Raw genomic sequence first — 17,001 nt, 5'->3', positions numbered from 1 at the left:
TGAATATATAAATTGTCCTATTAAATTGAATTATTGTGTAAATTTAGTCTCGTATTTCTACATAAAATAATACGAATTGGAAAATAACATACTGTATCCCGAGAATTTAAAAAAGTTTGATAAGGGGCGTGGCGCGTTTAGTCCCTATGGATTGACCTGTGAACTATGGAGGCCAAATTTGATGCAAAAACCCGACCGCCACAATGAAATTGAGATCAACTACCTTACCGAGGGTAATTTGACCTATTTATTTCGCGGCTCCAAAACAACCATTCCAGAGAATAGTTTGGCGTTGTTTTGGGGTCTCGTTCCCCACCAGATTGTAAGTTATGGTAAATCCGCTCCCTACTATGTCTGTACAATTCCTTTGACCCAATTCTTGGAATGGAAACTTCCAGCTTTTTATGTTGACCGGGTGCTTAAGGGAGAAGTGCTCACCGAAAATTCAGGGGTACAATCCATTCATGATGAATTTCTTCTAAACAACTGGATCAAGGACCTGTCTTCAAAAAATCGAAGTGAGGCTGTATTGCTCGAAATGCATGCACGATTGATACGAATGGCAGATAAGGTTTTACCAAAAAAGCAAAATAATGGTTTACAAATCCATTCAGGCGACATAAGTTATGTAGAGCGAATGGCCATGTATATAGCCCAAAATTATTTTCGACCAATAAAGGCCACAGATATCGGGAACGAGGTGGGACTGCACCCGGACTATGCCAATGTTGTTTTTAAAAAGGCTTTTGGGATGACGCTTAACGAATACATCGTTCAGGAAAGAATTACCCAGGTCCAACGGAAATTGGTTACGACCGACAAGAGTATCACCGATATTTCCTTCGAATGTGGATTTAACTCTATGAGCCGTTTCAACTTGGCATTTAAAAGAACAAACAATAGTACTCCACGGGAATTTAGAAATACTTTTTTTAGTAGGTAAACTCTTCCAAATTTTTCTCTTTTTAAAAGTTCATTTAAAGGAAGACATTTTTAGACACTATTTGATTTTTGGATATAACTGTGTTCTTAAAATTTAATAAACCATACTAAATAAAAAGTTTCTACGTTGACATTTTTTTTAGTTCTAGTCCAATCTTTCTCCTCCTTCAGCAAACCATTCTTTTCTCTTTATCCAGTTTAATTCCAAGATTCCCTATTTTTGCCGAATGCCAGCAACAACCTTACCCACAGAAACAAAAACCGAACTGCTCCAACTTCTTAAAACTAATTTTGGGTACGATACTTTTCGGCCTAATCAGGAGTCGGTCATTGCAGATATTATGGCGGGTAGGGACGCCATGGCGGTAATGCCAACGGGCGGTGGGAAGTCGTTGTGCTTTCAGTTGCCGGCATTGGCACTTCCAGGTACGGCACTGGTTATTTCCCCACTAATCGCACTAATGAAAGATCAGGTAGATGCCTTGCGGGGGAATGGTATTTCCGCAGCATATTTCAATAGTTCCCAGCCAGAAATTGAACAAAAAAACACCCTGAGCCAACTGGAAAACGGCAAATTGCAATTGATTTACGTTGCCCCTGAAAGCCTTTCCCTCTTGGATAATTATCTAAATAACATTACCATCAATCTTATTGCGGTAGATGAAGCACATTGTATCTCTTCCTGGGGGCATGATTTTAGGCCGGCCTATACCCAGCTTGCGTACTTAAAAAAACGAATGAGCCATGTGCCCTTGATCGCCCTTACCGCTACCGCAGATAAGGCGACACAGGATGATATCATGAAACAGCTTGCCATACCGCAGGCTACGAAGCATCTGGCCTCTTTTGACCGTCCTAATCTGTATCTTGAAGTACGACCGGGAAACAACAGGAACAAGCAAATTCTTGATTTTCTGGATAGCAGGCAGGATGAAAGTGGTATCATTTATTGCTTAAGCCGAAAAAATACCGAATCTGTGGCAGAGAAGTTGGCCGCTGCCGGTCACAAGGCCGAAGCTTATCACGCCGGGCTAACCCCAGAAGAGCGCATGCGCGTACAGGAAGATTTTATTAACGACCGTACGCCAATAGTCGTGGCGACCATCGCCTTTGGTATGGGCATAGACAAAAGCAATGTACGCTGGGTAATTCACTATAATATGCCGAAGAATATTGAAGGCTATTATCAGGAAATAGGGCGTGGCGGTCGTGATGGCCTGCCCGCGCATACCTTACTTTTTTATAGTTATGCAGATACGGTACAGTTGCGCAAATTTGCCGAAGGAAGCCCTACGGAAGAATACCAGTTGGCCAAGCTGGACCGCATGCAGCAATATGCCGAAGCGCTAAGCTGCCGCCGAAAGGCGCTGCTCAATTATTTTGGGGAATTTATTTATGAGGACTGTGGCAACTGTGATATATGCAAAAGACCGCCCCAATATATAGATGGTACCGTGCTGGCGCAAAAGGTGTGTTCTGCCGTGGCACGCTTAAAGGAGCAGGAAGCAATGGGAACGCTTATTGACGTGTTGCGTGGCTCAGAAAATGCCACTATTCTTGATAAAGGATATCAAAGTGTAAAGACATACGGTGCGGCAAGTGATATCCCTTGGCGCGATTTGCAGCAGTATGTGATCCAGATGATCAATCAGGGGGTTCTTGAAATACGGTTTCATGAACATGGCCGACTCATGTTGACCCCTTTGGCTAAAAAAGTACTTTTTGAAGGGGAACAGATACAATTGGCCCGTCTTGTTAAGGAAAAACCAGCGGTGAGCGTGGCCAGAACGCTTGATGATGCCACAGGCATTCTTTTTGAAAAATTCAGGGAACTGCGCTCGGCCATTGCAAAAGAAGAAGGGGTGCCGGCCTATATTGTTTTTAGTGACGCCACATTAAAAGATATGGAAGCTAAAAAACCACAAACGCTTGACGATATGATCATGGTAAGCGGTGTGGGACAGGCAAAACTGGATAAGTACGGTACTCGTTTCCTGGAACTACTTGAACAGGAAAAACCTAAGAAAAGGAAGTCAAAAAAGAATAAGGGGAATACATATAAAATAACCCACGAACTTTTTAACGAAGGGCTTTCCATAGAAGAAATTTCAGAAAAAAGGGATCTGGCACCGGGAACAATATATGGTCATTTAACGAAGTTAAAAACCGATGGCGAAGCCATTGATCTGCACCAATTAATTACTACCGAAGAGCTCGAATCAATAGATCGCGCAAAATCTGAAATTGAGGATCCTACAGGCCTTAAGGAATTTTTCATTCATTTTGAAGAAAAAATGCCCTACTGGAAGATTAAAATGGGTCTTTATCTGCTAATTTCAGATCAATAAATCAAGATATTTTTATAAAAATACTGGTTATATTAAGCTTGATAAATGGGCGGAAAATATAAAAAACAGGATCAAAAAGGGTTGTTTTTTACCTTAAAACAACCTTTTTGATCCTGTTTTCTTAATCTAAATATAGACGCGCTGCTCTATTCGCAACTCTCTTTTTAGCTATTTACACTAAAAAGGACTGTGACCCAATAAATTTAAAGCTCGCGTACCCAAATATTCCTAAACTGGGTTTTGTTACCATGATCCTGAAGGGCGATCACATCATTACCGTGAGATTCTGGGTAATCATGAAGTCCAATGTATTGCGTGAGTCCGTTTATTGTGGCATTGTTCTGTACCAGGACACCGTTCAGAAAAACGGTAATTTCCGCAGGGGAATCTATAAGTCCATTTTCCTTAAAGCGTGGCGCCCTGTAAACTACATCGTAAACATTCCATTCCAGTGGGCCGCGCATAGGGTTGACCAGCGGGGCGTGATCCTTATAAATACTGCCGGCCTGCCCATTGCGGTAGGTACGGTTGTTATAGGAATCTAAAATTTGCAGTTCATAGCGGTTTTGAAAAAACACCCCACTGTTGCCCCGACCCTGGCTTGATCCCTCAACTTTGTCTGGTGCGCTGAACTCGAGGTGCAATTGGATATCGCCAAATTTCTTTTTAGTCTGTATCATTCCAGAACCGGGAACGACCTGTAAATAATCGTTGTCTACAACTTCCCAGGGAGCGGTTTGCGTAGTATCTTTTTGGCTAACCCATTGATCGAGATTTTTACCATCAAAAAGGACAATAGCATCAGATGGGGCATCGCCCAGTTTTTTTGCTGGTGTTACAACTTCAACTTCCGGCTGCCAGATTTCGGTCATCTCGGGTTTCATGGGCATGGGAGATACTTCGGGAACCTCACTTTGCTCTTGTGCATATATCTGGAACGTACCTGCCAGTACACCAGCAGTTAAAAAAAGCTTCATTGATTTCATATATTCTATGGTTTTTATTTTAAAGTCGAAAGTTAATTATTAATGTTTAAAAGATACACTTCTGCGCCATTTCCGTAATATAAGGCTTAGAAAACGTAGTATCTTGTTCTTATTTTAGCACATTTTCCATGATTTCATCTACGATCTCAGGATTTAAAAGCGTGCTGGTGTCCCCAAGATTACTGGTGTCTCCAGAAGCTATTTTGCGTAATATGCGCCGCATGATCTTTCCGCTTCGTGTTTTTGGCAGTCCGCTGGTAAACTGGATTTTGTCCAGTTTTGCGATGGGTCCTATCCTTTCAGAAATAAGTTGGTTGATTTCCTTGCGTACGTTGTCACGATCACGCGTTTCTCCGGTTTCCTTTAAAATCACATAACCGTAAAGCGCGTTGCCTTTTACGTCGTGTGGAAAGCCCACAATCGCACTTTCTGCCACAGCGGGATGCTCGTTGATCGCATCTTCAATGGGCGCGGTACCCAGATTATGCCCGGAAACAATGACCACATCATCCACGCGACCCGTGATCCTATAATAGCCCACGCTGTCCCGTAGCGCACCATCCCCGGTAAAATACATGTTTTTATATGCTGAAAAATACGTTTCTTTATAGCGCTCATGGTTGCCCCAGATCGTACGTGCAATGGAGGGCCAGGGAAATTTTATGCACAAGCGGCCATCTACCTGGTTCTCGTGAATTTCCTTGCCTTCTTCATCCATCAGCGCAGGTTGTATTCCGGGTAACGGGAGCGTGGCAAAAGTGGGTATTGCCGGGGTGGAATAGGGAATGGGTGAAATCAAAATACCTCCCGTTTCCGTTTGCCACCAGGTATCTACAATGGGACATTTTCGCTTACCTATATTTTCATCGTACCAGTGCCACGCTTCTTCATTAATGGGTTCGCCCACCGTACCGAGGACTTTGAGCGAAGAAAGATCATATTTTTCCACAAAATCGAGCTTTTCCTTACCAAGCGCGCGTATTGCCGTGGGCGCGGTATAAAACTGGGTGACTTTATGTTTTTCAACAATTTCCCAAAATCTACCATGATCAGGATAAGAGGGCACACCTTCAAACATAACGGTGGTGGCGCCATTGGCCAGCGGACCATAAACAATGTAACTGTGGCCCGTAATCCAGCCTATATCTGCCGTACACCAGTAAATATCATCTTCTGTGTATTGAAAAACGTTCTTGAACGTAAAGGCTGTGTAGACCATATAGCCTGCCGTGGTATGCACCATCCCTTTTGGTGTTCCCGTAGAGCCAGAGGTGTAGAGGATAAACAGGGGATCTTCGGCATCCATAATTTCAGGTTCGCAGGTTTTTTCAGCGGCATCCATCAGCGGTGCCAACCATTGATCCCGATCATCTTTCATAGAAATTTTAGACCTGGTGCGTTTCACAACAAGTACGTTTTCTACGCATTCACACGTTTCTAAAGCTTCATCAACGATGCTTTTTAAATCCAGCACTTTTTTACCGCGGTACGATCCATCAGATGTGATCACTAGCTTACAATCACTGTCATTGATTCGTGTGGCGAGCGCTTTCGCGGAAAAACCTGCAAATACCACCGAGTGTATCGCTCCAATGCGTGCGCAGGCCAAAACCGCATAAGACAATTCAGGGATCATGGGCAGGTAAATACAAACGCGGTCCCCTTTTTTTACGCCCTGCTGCTTGAGCACGTTCGCAAATTGGCAAACCTTGTCATGCAATGCATTATAGGTTATGTGTTGTGCTTTTTCTGAACTATCGTTAGGTTCAAATAAAATAGCTGTTTTATTGCCGCGCGTGCGCAGGTGCCTGTCAATGCAATTTTCGGTAATATTGAGCTTTGCACCTTCAAACCACTTAACTTCGGGTTTTTCAAAATCCCAACTTAAGACGTTGTCCCATCGCTTGTGCCAGAGAAAATGCTCTTCTGCGATCTCCTCCCAGTAGTTTTCAGGATCGCGCACAGATTTGCGGTAAACCTGAAAATATTCCTCTAAATGTTTGATGTGATAATTGCTCATTATTGGTTGGTTTTAGGCGAAAAAGTCCGTTTTTTAGGCTCATTGTTCTATTTTCATTAAAACTACGAAATCCATTTCGCAAAGCGGAAATTCTTAGTGTTAACTGAAATAAAAAGTTTACTACGGAATTTTATTCCCCCTCCTGGGTCTTGCAACCGACGACCATAGGGAGAGGAATGCATAGAGGGGAGGACTTAATGTCCCTGCGCTTCCCCGGCGCCACTGGGAATTCTGATACTTTCCACAATTTCCTGAACATCTTCTGGCGGTGGCGGTGTAAAACGGGAAACCACAAGGGCGACCACAAAATTGAGCAGCATGGCCAGCGTACCAAAACCTTCTGGGGAAGTGCCCAGCCACCATTCACTTTCTGGCAGGGGATCGAGTACGCCTATCAATCCGATTTTGAACCGAATCATATAAAACAGCATGAGCGCCAGTCCCACGACTATTCCTGCAATGGCACCTTCCTTGTTCATGCGCTTGTCAAAAATACCGAGCACGATCGCAGGAAAAAAAGAGGCTGCGGCAAGCCCAAACGCGAGCGCGACCACCGCCGCAACAAATCCCGGCGGATAAATCCCGAAGAAACCGGCGATGACCACAGCAACCACAATACTGATGCGCGCAGCCAATAATTCGCTTTTTTCGCTGATTTCTGGCTTGAGTTGTTTTTTGATCAAATCATGGGAAACCGATGTGGAAATAACAAGCAACAAACCGGCTGCGGTAGAAAGGGCAGCGGCCAGACCGCCGGCCGCAACAAGGGCGATGACCCAGTTGGGCAAACCGGCAATTTCAGGATTGGCCAGCACCATAATGTCGCGATCTACATACAGTTCGTTTGCTTCCGCGGAAGCGTTTGTAACGATTCGCTCTCCAGAAGCGCCGCGCGCTGAGATATAGTCTGGTTTGCCGGTAAGCGCCTCGCCATTTACATATTGAATTTTGCCGTCATTATTTTTATCGCTCCAGGCAATTAAGCCGGTGTTTTCCCAGTTTTTGAACCATTCTGGCAAGTTTGTATACGCTTTTTCGCTCACGGTTTCAATAAGATTGGTACGTGCAAATACGGAAACCGCCGGCGCGGTAGTGTATAAAATGGCGATAAGCAACAGTGCGAGTCCGGCAGATTTGCGTGCATCCTTAACATTGGGAACCGTAAAAAACCGGACGATCACGTGCGGCAGGCCAGAAGTACCCGCCATGAGGGCCAGAGTAATTGCAAATACGTCCCAGGTAGATTTGCTTCCGCTTGTGTATTCTTTAAAACCCAGCTGCGTGTGCAGCGTGTCAAGTTTGTCAAGTAGAAATGTACCATCTTCTACCGTGCCGCCCATCCCAATCTGCGGTATGATATTCCCCGTCATTTGTATGGAAATAAAGATTGCGGGGACCATAAAGGCAAAGATGAGCACACAATACTGCGCCACTTGGGTATAGGTGATTCCTTTCATACCGCCCAGAAGGGCAAAAGCCAAAACCACCACCATGCCTATTATTACACCCCAGAAGATTTCCACTTGCAGAAACTGTGAGAAAACAATACCCACGCCGCGCATTTGACCGGCCACATAAGTAAAGGAAACGATAAGCGCACAGATCACCGCAACGGTGCGTGCCGTGTTAGAATAATAGCGATCGCCAATAAAATCAGGCACGGTGAACTTGCCAAATTTCCGCAGATAGGGCGCTAAAAGCAATGCCAGCAGCACATAACCACCCGTCCATCCCATCAGGTAAACGGAACCATCATAGCCCATAAAAGAGATCAGCCCGGCCATGGAGATAAACGAGGCCGCGCTCATCCAGTCTGCCGCGGTGGCCATGGCATTTGCCAGCGGGGAAACATTCCCACCGGCCACATAAAATTCTTTTGTTGACCCTGCGCGTGCCCAGATCGCGATACCAAAATAAAGGGCAAAAGTGATTCCCACTAAAATCCATGTCCATACCTGTACGCTCATGACTTCTTAGCATTTGAAGGTTCGTCATAGCCATACTTTTTATCCAGCTTATTCATTAAATAGACGTAAACAAAAATGAGGACGACAAAAACATAAATCGAACCTTGCTGGGCAAACCAAAAACCGAGTTTGAAACCACCCAACCGGAATGCATCGAGTTCATCCTTAAATAAAATGCCGCACCCAAAGGATACGACAAACCAGATAGTTAATAGGATCACAAGGTATTTTATATTCTCCTTCCAGTATGCGGAAGCTTTCTGTTTTTCGGTCATAAACGTTCAATTTTGTTGAAAAAACGCCCAATTTTAATCGAAAATAAGCCGTTTTTATAAAGAAGTTCCGAATATAGTTAAAAAACTAAAACGTTTGCGAAGAAAAGGGCAAATTAGAAGTATAAATAGTGCTATTTAACAATGAGGGTACTTTTTCTGTTTTTGTAGAAGTATTCAAATCTGACTTATATATGTGAATTTTATATAGCATTTAAGAATGCCTGTTACTCAAAAAAAACCTTGCAGAAATTATTTCTACAAGGTTTAATTTTCTTTTTAAGGATATGATTTAGTTCATTCCTGCTTTTATCCAGCGACCTATTTGCACGGTTCGTTGTGCCTGGTGTTTGATCGATGCTTTTACCGCATCAGAAACATCGCCGCCTTCGGTACTTGTACCGTATGGATTTCCGCCAGATTTAAAGATTACGGGATCTGTATAACTTGGTGGGGCGATAATTGCTCCCCAGTGAATCATGGTTTTATACAAAGACATTAATGTGGTTTCCTGACCGCCATGTGGGTTCTGGGCGCTGGTCATACCGCTAACCACTTTGTTTACCAGTTTACCATCAGACCACAGCCCGCCGGTAGTGTCAAAAAAGCTTTGCACTTGAGACGGCATGTTACCGTAGCGTGTAGGAATACTGAAGATGATCGCATCTGCTGCTTCCAGGTCATCAAGGGTTACTTCTGGGATATCTTTAGTGTTTTCCACATGCTTTTTCCAGTCTTCCTTACTATTGATAGCTTCCTGTGGTGCGGTTTCTTTAAACTTTAAAAGCTTAACCTCGTCCACGTTTTCAGATTTTACGGCATCGCGAGCTTGCTTTGCCATTTCATAATTTGTCCCTGTTGCGCTATAATAGATTACTGCTACTTTAATTCCCATAGTATATTTTATTTTTAAGTGTTTATAATATACTTATTAAAAGGAGGCAGAACCGTTTCAATTATGCTAAAAAATGTTATTGTAATGCTAAAAATGGGATTTTAGACGAAGATTTTTCGCGCCACCCGGTAGGTATTCGCATGCGCTTCAATGATAATTTTAATATCTGGGGAATAACCGCCGCCCATACTTACCTGAACCGGGATTTCGCTTTCGCGGAAGCAGCTTAGGGCAAATTCATCGCGCTTTTTACAACCATCAACTGTACAGCTTAATCGGCCCAACTTGTCCGTTTCCAGAATGTCAACACCGCTGAGGTAAAAGATAAAATCAGGTTTTACTTCATCGATCAACCGGGGCAAGGTTTCTTTTAATTTCGCCAGATAAATTTCATCGCCGGTTTTATCGGGAAGGGCGATATCAAGATCAGAAACCTCCTTTTTAAATGGATAATTGCCCGCGCCATGCATGGAAAAAGTAAATACGGAATCATCTTTCTGAAAGATCTCTGCCGTCCCATTGCCCTGATGCACATCCAGGTCAACGATCAGTATTTTTTTCGCGAGTCTGTTAGCCTGTAAATAGCGCGCGCCAATCGCCTGATCATGCAACAGGCAAAAAGCTTCCCCATGATCGCTATAGGCATGGTGCGTACCGCCGGCGATATTAAAAGCGATACCATGTTCTAAAGCAAAATCACATCCCATAATTGTGCCCTGTGCGATGATCTGCTCGCGTTGCACAAGTTCCGCAGAAAGTGGAAACCCCACTTTTCTTGCCGCCCTGCGCTCCAGGTCCAGTGCTTTTAAATTCTGAAAATATTCCTGAGTATGTACCGCAAGTATATAGTTTTCATCGGGCATTCCCGGTTCGTAAAAATCAGCCTGGGTTACCGTTCCCTCCAGCAATAATTGCTGGGGCAGCAGTTCATATTTTTCCATAGGGAAACGGTGCCCTTTCGGCAAGGGGTGTTTGTAAATGGGATGGTAAGCGATTTTTAGCATTGATTTATTAATAGGATGTTTACACGCTAACGGGTTATTTAAGTTTAGGGCGCAAACCCTTCCGTCAGTGCTGCGCACTGCCACCTTCCCTTGGAAAGGGAAGGAGCCTTAAATTGCGATTTTAAAATTGAAACTAAGGTTAAAGCTCCCCTCCTTTTTTTAACCTGCAAGGTGTTGTCTGAGGAACGAAGACCTCCTTGTAGGTCTAACGTGGAATCCAATTAGACCTACAAGGAACCGCTCGTGCCTCTCTCATATACTTCGATAAACTCAGCACATCGCCTTGCAGGTCAGCGCGTCACTTCCCCCCTTTGGGGGTTAGGGGGATTTTACTTTTCTTCAACTGAATGCGCTTCCGCGGAATATCAACATCAAGCACTTCAACCACTACTTGTTCATGAAGAGCGACATGCGCACTTACATCGCTCACAAAACCTTCGGCGAGATTGGAGATATGGATAAGACCACTTTCTTTGATCCCAATATCCACAAAAGCACCAAAATTGGTCACATTATTGACAATTCCGGGCAATAATTGGCCCTTTTCCAGATCTTCGATAGTCTTGATGTTTTGATTGAAAGTAAACACTTTTGCTTCCGCGCGAATATCCAGTCCGGGTTTTTCAAGTTCGTTAATAATATCCTTTAGTGTAAGCAATCCCACACTTTCGGTCTCGTATTTTTCAAGATTTATATCGCTAAGTTCAGACGTGTTTCCAATCAATTCGGCAACCGATTTATGGGCATTTTTAGCCATTTTTTCAACAATTGGGTAACTTTCCGGATGCACGGCAGAATTATCCAGTGGATTTTTACCATCGCGTATACGAAGAAATCCAGCCGATTGTTCAAAGGCTTTAGCACCAAGTCGGGCGACGTTTAGTATCTCTTTTCGCGAAGCAAACGCACCGTTTTCCTCCCGGTGGGCAACAATATTTTCGGCCAGTTTATCACCTATTCCCGAAACGTAGCTCAGCAGCGGGGCACTGGCGGTATTGATATTTACGCCCACCGCGTTCACGCAGGTTTCAACCACGCGGTCCAGTTCGCTTTGCAATTTGACCTGATCTACATCATGCTGATATTGCCCCACACCAATTGATTTTGCATCAATTTTCACCAGTTCAGCCAGTGGATCTGCAAGTCTGCGACCTATGGAAACCGCGCCGCGCACGGTTACATCATAATTGGGAAATTCTGCCCGCGCAATGGGCGATGCCGAATAAATACTTGCCCCGGCCTCGCTTACCACAAACACTTGCAGATCGGTCTTGAAAGGGATTTTACGTATAAAATGTTCGGTCTCGCGCGAGGCGGTACCGTTGCCTATGGCAATCGCGTCAATCTTATACGCCTCAACCAGAAAACTGATTTTTTTGCTGGCGCCTTTGATGTCTTTTTTAGGCGGGTGGGGATAAATGGTTTCGTTATGCTGCAGGCCGCCCTGCGCATCCAGGCAAACCACTTTGCAGCCCGTCCTAAACCCGGGATCAATGGCAAGAATGCGCTTTTGACCCAGTGGAGCACCCAGTAGCAGCTGTTTTAGATTTTTGGCAAACACCAAAATCGCTTCGTTATCCGCTTTTTCCTTTGCCGAATTTAAAACCTCATTGGAAAGTGCGGGGAAAAGCAAACGTTTGTAACCATCCTCAACCGCCATGCTGATCTGTTCCGCGCACGCGGAAGGGGATTTTATTACTTTTCTGTTGATGTGTTCTAATGCGCGTTCCTCATCAATAGTTATTTTTACCCGTATAAAACCTTCTTTTTCTGCCCTCAAAATAGCTAAAAACCGGTGCGATGGACAATTTCTTAAGGCCTCTTCCCACTTGAAATAATCGCGGTATTTTTGCGCTTTTTCCTCTTCTTTCTGGGCTTTTATAACCTTGGTCGTGAGCACGGCATTACGCTCCAGTTCCCGGCGCAGTGCATTGCGAACATCAGTGCGTTCATTTACCCATTCTGCAATAATATAGCGCGCACCTTCCAGTGCCTCCTCGCTGGATTTCACCTCTTTTTTGGCATATTTTGAAGCGGTTTCGGTCAATTTTTGTGCGTTCATGCCGCTGGGTTGCGACATGATGATTTTAGCGAGTGGTTCGAGTCCGTTATTTCGGGCAGTATCAGCTTTGGTTTTCCGCTTCTTTTTGAAAGGCAGGTAAAGATCTTCAAGGGTGGTTGCGTCCTGCGTATTTTCAATCTGCTTTTGTAAATCTGGAGTGAGCGCGTTCTGATCTTCCAGCGCTTTTAGAATAGTGCCTTTCCTCTTTTCCAGCGTTTCAAACTGCTCTTTGAGCTTTACAATTTCACCAATCTGCACTTCGTCCAGATTCCCGGTACGCTCTTTCCGATAGCGGGAAATAAAGGGAATGGTACAGTCTTCTGCCAGAAGCTGGAGGGTGTTTTTTACTCCAGCATGTGAGATTGAGGTTTGTTGGATTATGAAATCTTGAATGCTGGGCATAAATGTTTTTTAGTAATGCTGAATTTAGTTCAGCATCGCATTTTTAGTCTTGACAAAAAATGAACTACCTGATAAGACCCTGAAACAAGTTCAGGGTGAAATTGCCTCAGGAAAGTAGAAAAACGAACTACGTTTATCTTATATAACTTTTGGAATATAAAATAATATCAACTAATCCCGGCCCCATTCTCCACATTCTCCACATCTGGATTTAGGAAAATCACTTTTCCTTCAGCGGTTGTAGCCATTAAGATCATGCCTTCGCTTTCGGTGCCGCGCAGTTTGCGCGGGGCGAGATTGACTAAAACAGTTACTTTTTTTCCCACGATATCCTCAGGTGCATAATGCTCGGCAAGACCGGAAACAATGGTGCGTACATCAATACCAGTATCTACTTTTAAAACCAGAAGTTTATCGGCTTTCGGCATTTTTTCTGCTTCCAGAATCGTGCCCACGCGCATATCCAGTTTAGTGAAATCTTCGTATTGAATAATCTCCTTTTGAGGAGTACCCCCGCCCCCAGAAGGGGGTGTTTTCTCACTCTTATTTTGCTCCCCCTTCGGGGGCTGGGGGGAGGGGATTTCTTTATTTTCCATTTTTGTCTTTTCTAATTTTTCCAATTGTTTTTCGATCTGCTCGTCCTCTATTTTACTGAAGAGTAAGGTGCCTTTTTCGATTTTATGTCCTGCTTTTACGTACGGTTTTTGTTCGCTCAGGTCATCCCATTGCAGTTGGGCAACAGTATCTGTGGATTCCGCATTGGGGCCGGCAGTAATATTCAGCATTTCCCTGAGCTTTGCTGAAGTAAAAGGCAAAAAGGGTTCGCTGAGCACCGCCAAAGAAGCAGCGATTTGTAACGCCAGATTCATGACCGTTTTCGTCCGATTTTCGTCGGTTTTTACCGTTTTCCAGGGCTCCGCATCGGCAAGATATTTATTGCCCAGACGCGCGACGTTCATAAGTTCGTTCTGGCTTTCGCGGAAGCGGTAACGCTCCAGCGAGCTAGCGATTACCGCGGGGTAGGCGCGAAGTTCGTCAAGGGTTTTTTGATCCTCTTCATTGAGTTCGCCCGCTTCTGGTACAAGACCATTATAATATTTATCGGTAAGCACTACCACGCGGTTGATAAAATTACCAAAAATGGCCACCAGTTCATTGTTATTACGAGCCTGAAAATCCTTCCAGGTGAAATCGTTGTCCTTGGTTTCCGGGGCGTTTGCAGTAAGTGCATAACGCAAAACATCCTGCTGGCCGGGAAAATCCTCCAGGTATTCATGCAGCCAGACCGCCCAGTTTTTTGAGGTGGACAATTTGCGGCCTTCCAGGTTAAGAAATTCGTTTGCCGGTACATTTTCGGGCAGGATATAGCTTCCTTCTGCTTTTAGCATACTGGGGAAAATGATGCAGTGAAAAACAATATTGTCCTTCCCGATGAAATGCACCAGTTTAGTATCGTCTTTTTTCCAGTAATCTTCCCAATTTTTTCCCTCGCGCTCGGCCCATTCTTTGGTTGAAGAAATATAACCAATGGGCGCATCAAACCACACATAAAGCACTTTGCCTTCCCCGCCGGGAACGGGAACCGGGATTCCCCAATCCAGATCGCGGGTCACCGCACGGGCGCGCAAGCCTTCATCAATCCAGGATTTGCACTGGCCGTACACATTGGATTTCCAGTCTTTTTTATGGGATTTTAAAATCCAGTCCCGTAGAAAATCTTCGTAGCGATCTAAAGGTAAAAACCAGTGTTTTGTCTCTTTTAAGACCGGTTTTGCACCAGAAATGGTAGATTTTGGGTCAATTAGATCGGTTGCATTGAGTGACGAACCGCAGTTCTCACACTGGTCGCCGTAAGCTTCGTCGTGACCACACTTAGGGCAGGTGCCCACCACAAAACGATCGGCAAGGTATTGATCTGCCTCAGGATCGTAAAGCTGCTCGGTCACTTCTTCGATAAAATCACCTTTATCGTATAATTTCTTAAAAAATTCAGAAGCGGTATCGTGGTGAATTTTAGCCGAAGTGCGCGAATAATTGTCAAAGGAGATCCCAAATTCCGCAAAGGAATCCTTGATCATTTTATGGTATTTATCTACTACTTCCTGCGGGGTAATCCCTTCTTTTTTTGCTTTTATGCTAATGGCAACACCATGCTCATCGCTTCCGCAGATAAAAGCGACATCTTGACCCGTAAGGCGTAAATAGCGGGCGTAAATATCTGCGGGCACGTACACCCCGGCAAGGTGGCCTATGTGAATGGGGCCGTTAGTGTACGGTAATGCGGCGGTAAGGGTATAGCGTTGCGGAGTCATGGGCTGATTGAAAATTTAGGTGGCAAAGATACTATTTATAGGGGGATTCCTTTTTTAATGACGACAGGACTTTTTGAGGTAGGATTTTAGACGGATTTTACTCAATTTCCCAAGCTTTTCTAAAGTTTTAATTTCTTTGACTTAGGGCAAGTTTGAACATGTTTAGACGTAAGACGTAAGACTTTTTCTCAGTTATCCTAAGTCATTCCGTCTTGAGCCCTAAGTCTTTTTATTCTGTAGAAAGACTAAAATTGCCTAAAAATGGCTATTTTCCTTTATAAAATGACTAAAACATGATCACACCCCCGTATTTAAAAGCTGGTGATAAAGTAGGCTTAATAAGCACTGCGCGCAAAGTGGATTTGCCAGATCTTAAAAATGCAATTGAACTGCTTGAAAACTGGGGGCTTGTACCCGTTTTGGGTGCAACCATAGGCGCCACCGAAGATCAATATGCCGGCAGCGACACCTTGCGCCGCGACGACTTGCAGCGCATGCTCAACGATACTTCCATAAAGACAATCTGGTGTGCTAAAGGCGGGTACGGTACCGTACGAATAATAGACGGTCTCGACTTTTATAAATTCGTCAAATACCCCAAATGGATCGCAGGCTACAGCGATGTTACCGTATTGCACAGCCACCTCAACAGGATGGGTTTTGAAACGATTCATGCGGTGATGGGGAAAGGGGTAGAAGATAATTCTGCCCAGGCGAAAGAAAGCCTTCACGATGCGCTTTTTGGTAAGCCTATAAAGTATCAGGTAGATTCCCACCCGTTAAATCGCATGGGTACTTCCAGCGGCCAACTCGTGGGCGGGAACATTTCCATTATCTATTCGCTCTGCGGAAGTCCCTCTGCGATTGCCACAGATGGGAAAATTCTGTTTATTGAAGATCTGGATGAATATCTGTACCATGTGGACCGCATGATGGTAAATTTAAAACGCAACGGTTTGCTGAAAAACCTGTGCGGACTCGTAGTGGGTGGGTTGACGCGAATGCATGATAATAGTGTTCCTTTTGGCAAAAATGCGAAGGAAATCGTGCTGGACGCAGTAGCGGAATATGCTTATCCCGTGTGTTTCGATTTCCCTGCCGGGCACCTGGATGATAACCGTGCCCTGATCATGGGCAGAAAAGCAACGCTTGATGTATCAGAAAATAGTGTGCAGTTGGATTTTACTGAAGTTTAGCTGATTTATAGACCTTCACGTTAATATCAACTTAGAATTTCAGCCCTGCAAGGTGTTGCCTGAGGAACGAAGGCCTCCTTGTAGGTCTAATCGCTGTTCTGTGTAAGACCTACAAGGATCACTCGTTCCTCGCTCATACCTTGCAGGTCATGTCACAAAAGAATAAATTCAGAATCATGAACCACAACGAACTCGGGAAATGGGGAGAGGTCTTTGCCGCTGATTATTTGCTCAAAAAAGGTTATAAAATCTTGGAGCGTAATTGGTTTTTTGCCAAGGCGGAAATCGATATAATTGCCCAAAAGGGCGAAATATTGATCATTTGTGAAGTAAAAACGCGCAATTCCGACTTTTTTGGCGATCCGCAGGATTTTGTAACTCCGTCAAAAATCAAATTGCTAGTAAAAGCGGCAAATGAATATATTGTGTCCAACGATCTGGATCTGGAAGCGCGCTTTGATATTATCGCTGTGCTAAAGAACAAAAACCGGGAAAAATTAGAGCATTTTGAAGATGCTTTTTACCATTTTTAAACGGTTTTTCATAGTTCCTTTCTTCATCCTGAACTTGTTTCAGGATCGCATCTGGAAATAAC

General features: G+C 44.2%; 12 protein-coding genes. 4 read left to right on the top strand and 8 right to left on the bottom strand.

Annotated elements, in window-relative coordinates; all coding sequences use genetic code 11:
• Positions 1–76: 76 nt before the first annotated feature.
• Together P162_RS06855 and recQ are read left to right on the top strand one after the other, a co-directional pair.
• On the top strand, positions 77–943 hold the full coding sequence (locus P162_RS06855; protein ID WP_206340680.1) for a helix-turn-helix domain-containing protein: 867 nt from the start codon (positions 77–79) through the stop codon (positions 941–943).
• A 226-nt stretch (positions 944–1,169) separates the two neighbouring features.
• Positions 1,170–3,290, top strand: coding sequence for a DNA helicase RecQ (gene recQ / locus P162_RS06850; RefSeq protein ID WP_031426519.1), 2,121 nt, complete (start codon positions 1,170–1,172; stop codon positions 3,288–3,290).
• Positions 3,291–3,493: 203 nt separating this feature from the next.
• On the opposite strand, the gene P162_RS06845 is transcribed toward recQ, so the two are convergent.
• From P162_RS06845 to metG, 8 genes are all read right to left on the bottom strand, one after another.
• The gene (locus tag P162_RS06845) at positions 3,494–4,276 is read right to left on the bottom strand and encodes a DUF1080 domain-containing protein (RefSeq protein WP_031426518.1); all 783 of its coding nucleotides are present in this window, start codon (positions 4,274–4,276) and stop codon (positions 3,494–3,496) included.
• A gap of 109 nt (positions 4,277–4,385) precedes the next feature.
• Entirely contained in the window at positions 4,386–6,296 is a 1,911-nt protein-coding gene (acs, locus tag P162_RS06840; protein ID WP_031426517.1) for an acetate--CoA ligase, read from the bottom strand.
• A gap of 194 nt (positions 6,297–6,490) precedes the next feature.
• The gene (locus P162_RS06835; protein ID WP_031426516.1) at positions 6,491–8,263 is read right to left on the bottom strand and encodes a sodium:solute symporter family protein; all 1,773 of its coding nucleotides are present in this window, start codon (positions 8,261–8,263) and stop codon (positions 6,491–6,493) included.
• A complete protein-coding gene (locus P162_RS06830; protein ID WP_031426515.1) occupies positions 8,260–8,538 on the bottom strand; it encodes a DUF4212 domain-containing protein in 279 nt (92 codons plus the stop codon). The genes P162_RS06835 and P162_RS06830 overlap by 4 nt, the downstream gene beginning before the upstream one ends.
• Positions 8,539–8,827: 289 nt before the next feature.
• Positions 8,828–9,430, bottom strand: a complete 603-nt coding sequence (wrbA, locus tag P162_RS06825) for an NAD(P)H:quinone oxidoreductase (protein ID WP_031426514.1) — start codon at positions 9,428–9,430, stop codon at positions 8,828–8,830.
• A 101-nt stretch (positions 9,431–9,531) separates the two neighbouring features.
• Positions 9,532–10,434: a histone deacetylase gene (locus tag P162_RS06820; RefSeq protein ID WP_031426513.1), complete on the bottom strand. Its 903-nt coding sequence runs from the start codon at positions 10,432–10,434 to the stop codon at positions 9,532–9,534.
• Positions 10,435–10,732: 298 nt separating this feature from the next.
• A complete protein-coding gene (locus P162_RS06815) occupies positions 10,733–12,898 on the bottom strand; it encodes a Tex family protein (RefSeq protein ID WP_031426511.1) in 2,166 nt (721 codons plus the stop codon).
• Positions 12,899–13,065: 167 nt separating this feature from the next.
• The gene (metG, locus tag P162_RS06810; protein WP_031426510.1) at positions 13,066–15,210 is read right to left on the bottom strand and encodes a methionine--tRNA ligase; all 2,145 of its coding nucleotides are present in this window, start codon (positions 15,208–15,210) and stop codon (positions 13,066–13,068) included.
• Between the two features lie 293 nt (positions 15,211–15,503).
• Here metG and P162_RS06805 point away from each other — a divergent pair, with 293 nt between their 5' ends.
• Both P162_RS06805 and P162_RS06800 read left to right on the top strand, forming a co-directional pair.
• Positions 15,504–16,406: an LD-carboxypeptidase gene (locus P162_RS06805; RefSeq protein WP_031426509.1), complete on the top strand. Its 903-nt coding sequence runs from the start codon at positions 15,504–15,506 to the stop codon at positions 16,404–16,406.
• A 149-nt stretch (positions 16,407–16,555) separates the two neighbouring features.
• Complete coding sequence (locus tag P162_RS06800) at positions 16,556–16,939, top strand: YraN family protein (RefSeq protein ID WP_410471160.1); 384 nt, start codon at positions 16,556–16,558, stop codon at positions 16,937–16,939.
• The last annotated feature ends 62 nt before the right edge of the window (positions 16,940–17,001 follow it).

The organism is Flavimarina sp. Hel_I_48, from assembly GCF_000733945.1.
Lineage (GTDB): Bacteria > Bacteroidota > Bacteroidia > Flavobacteriales > Flavobacteriaceae > Leeuwenhoekiella.
This window is presented reverse-complemented; position numbering and strand designations above follow the sequence as displayed.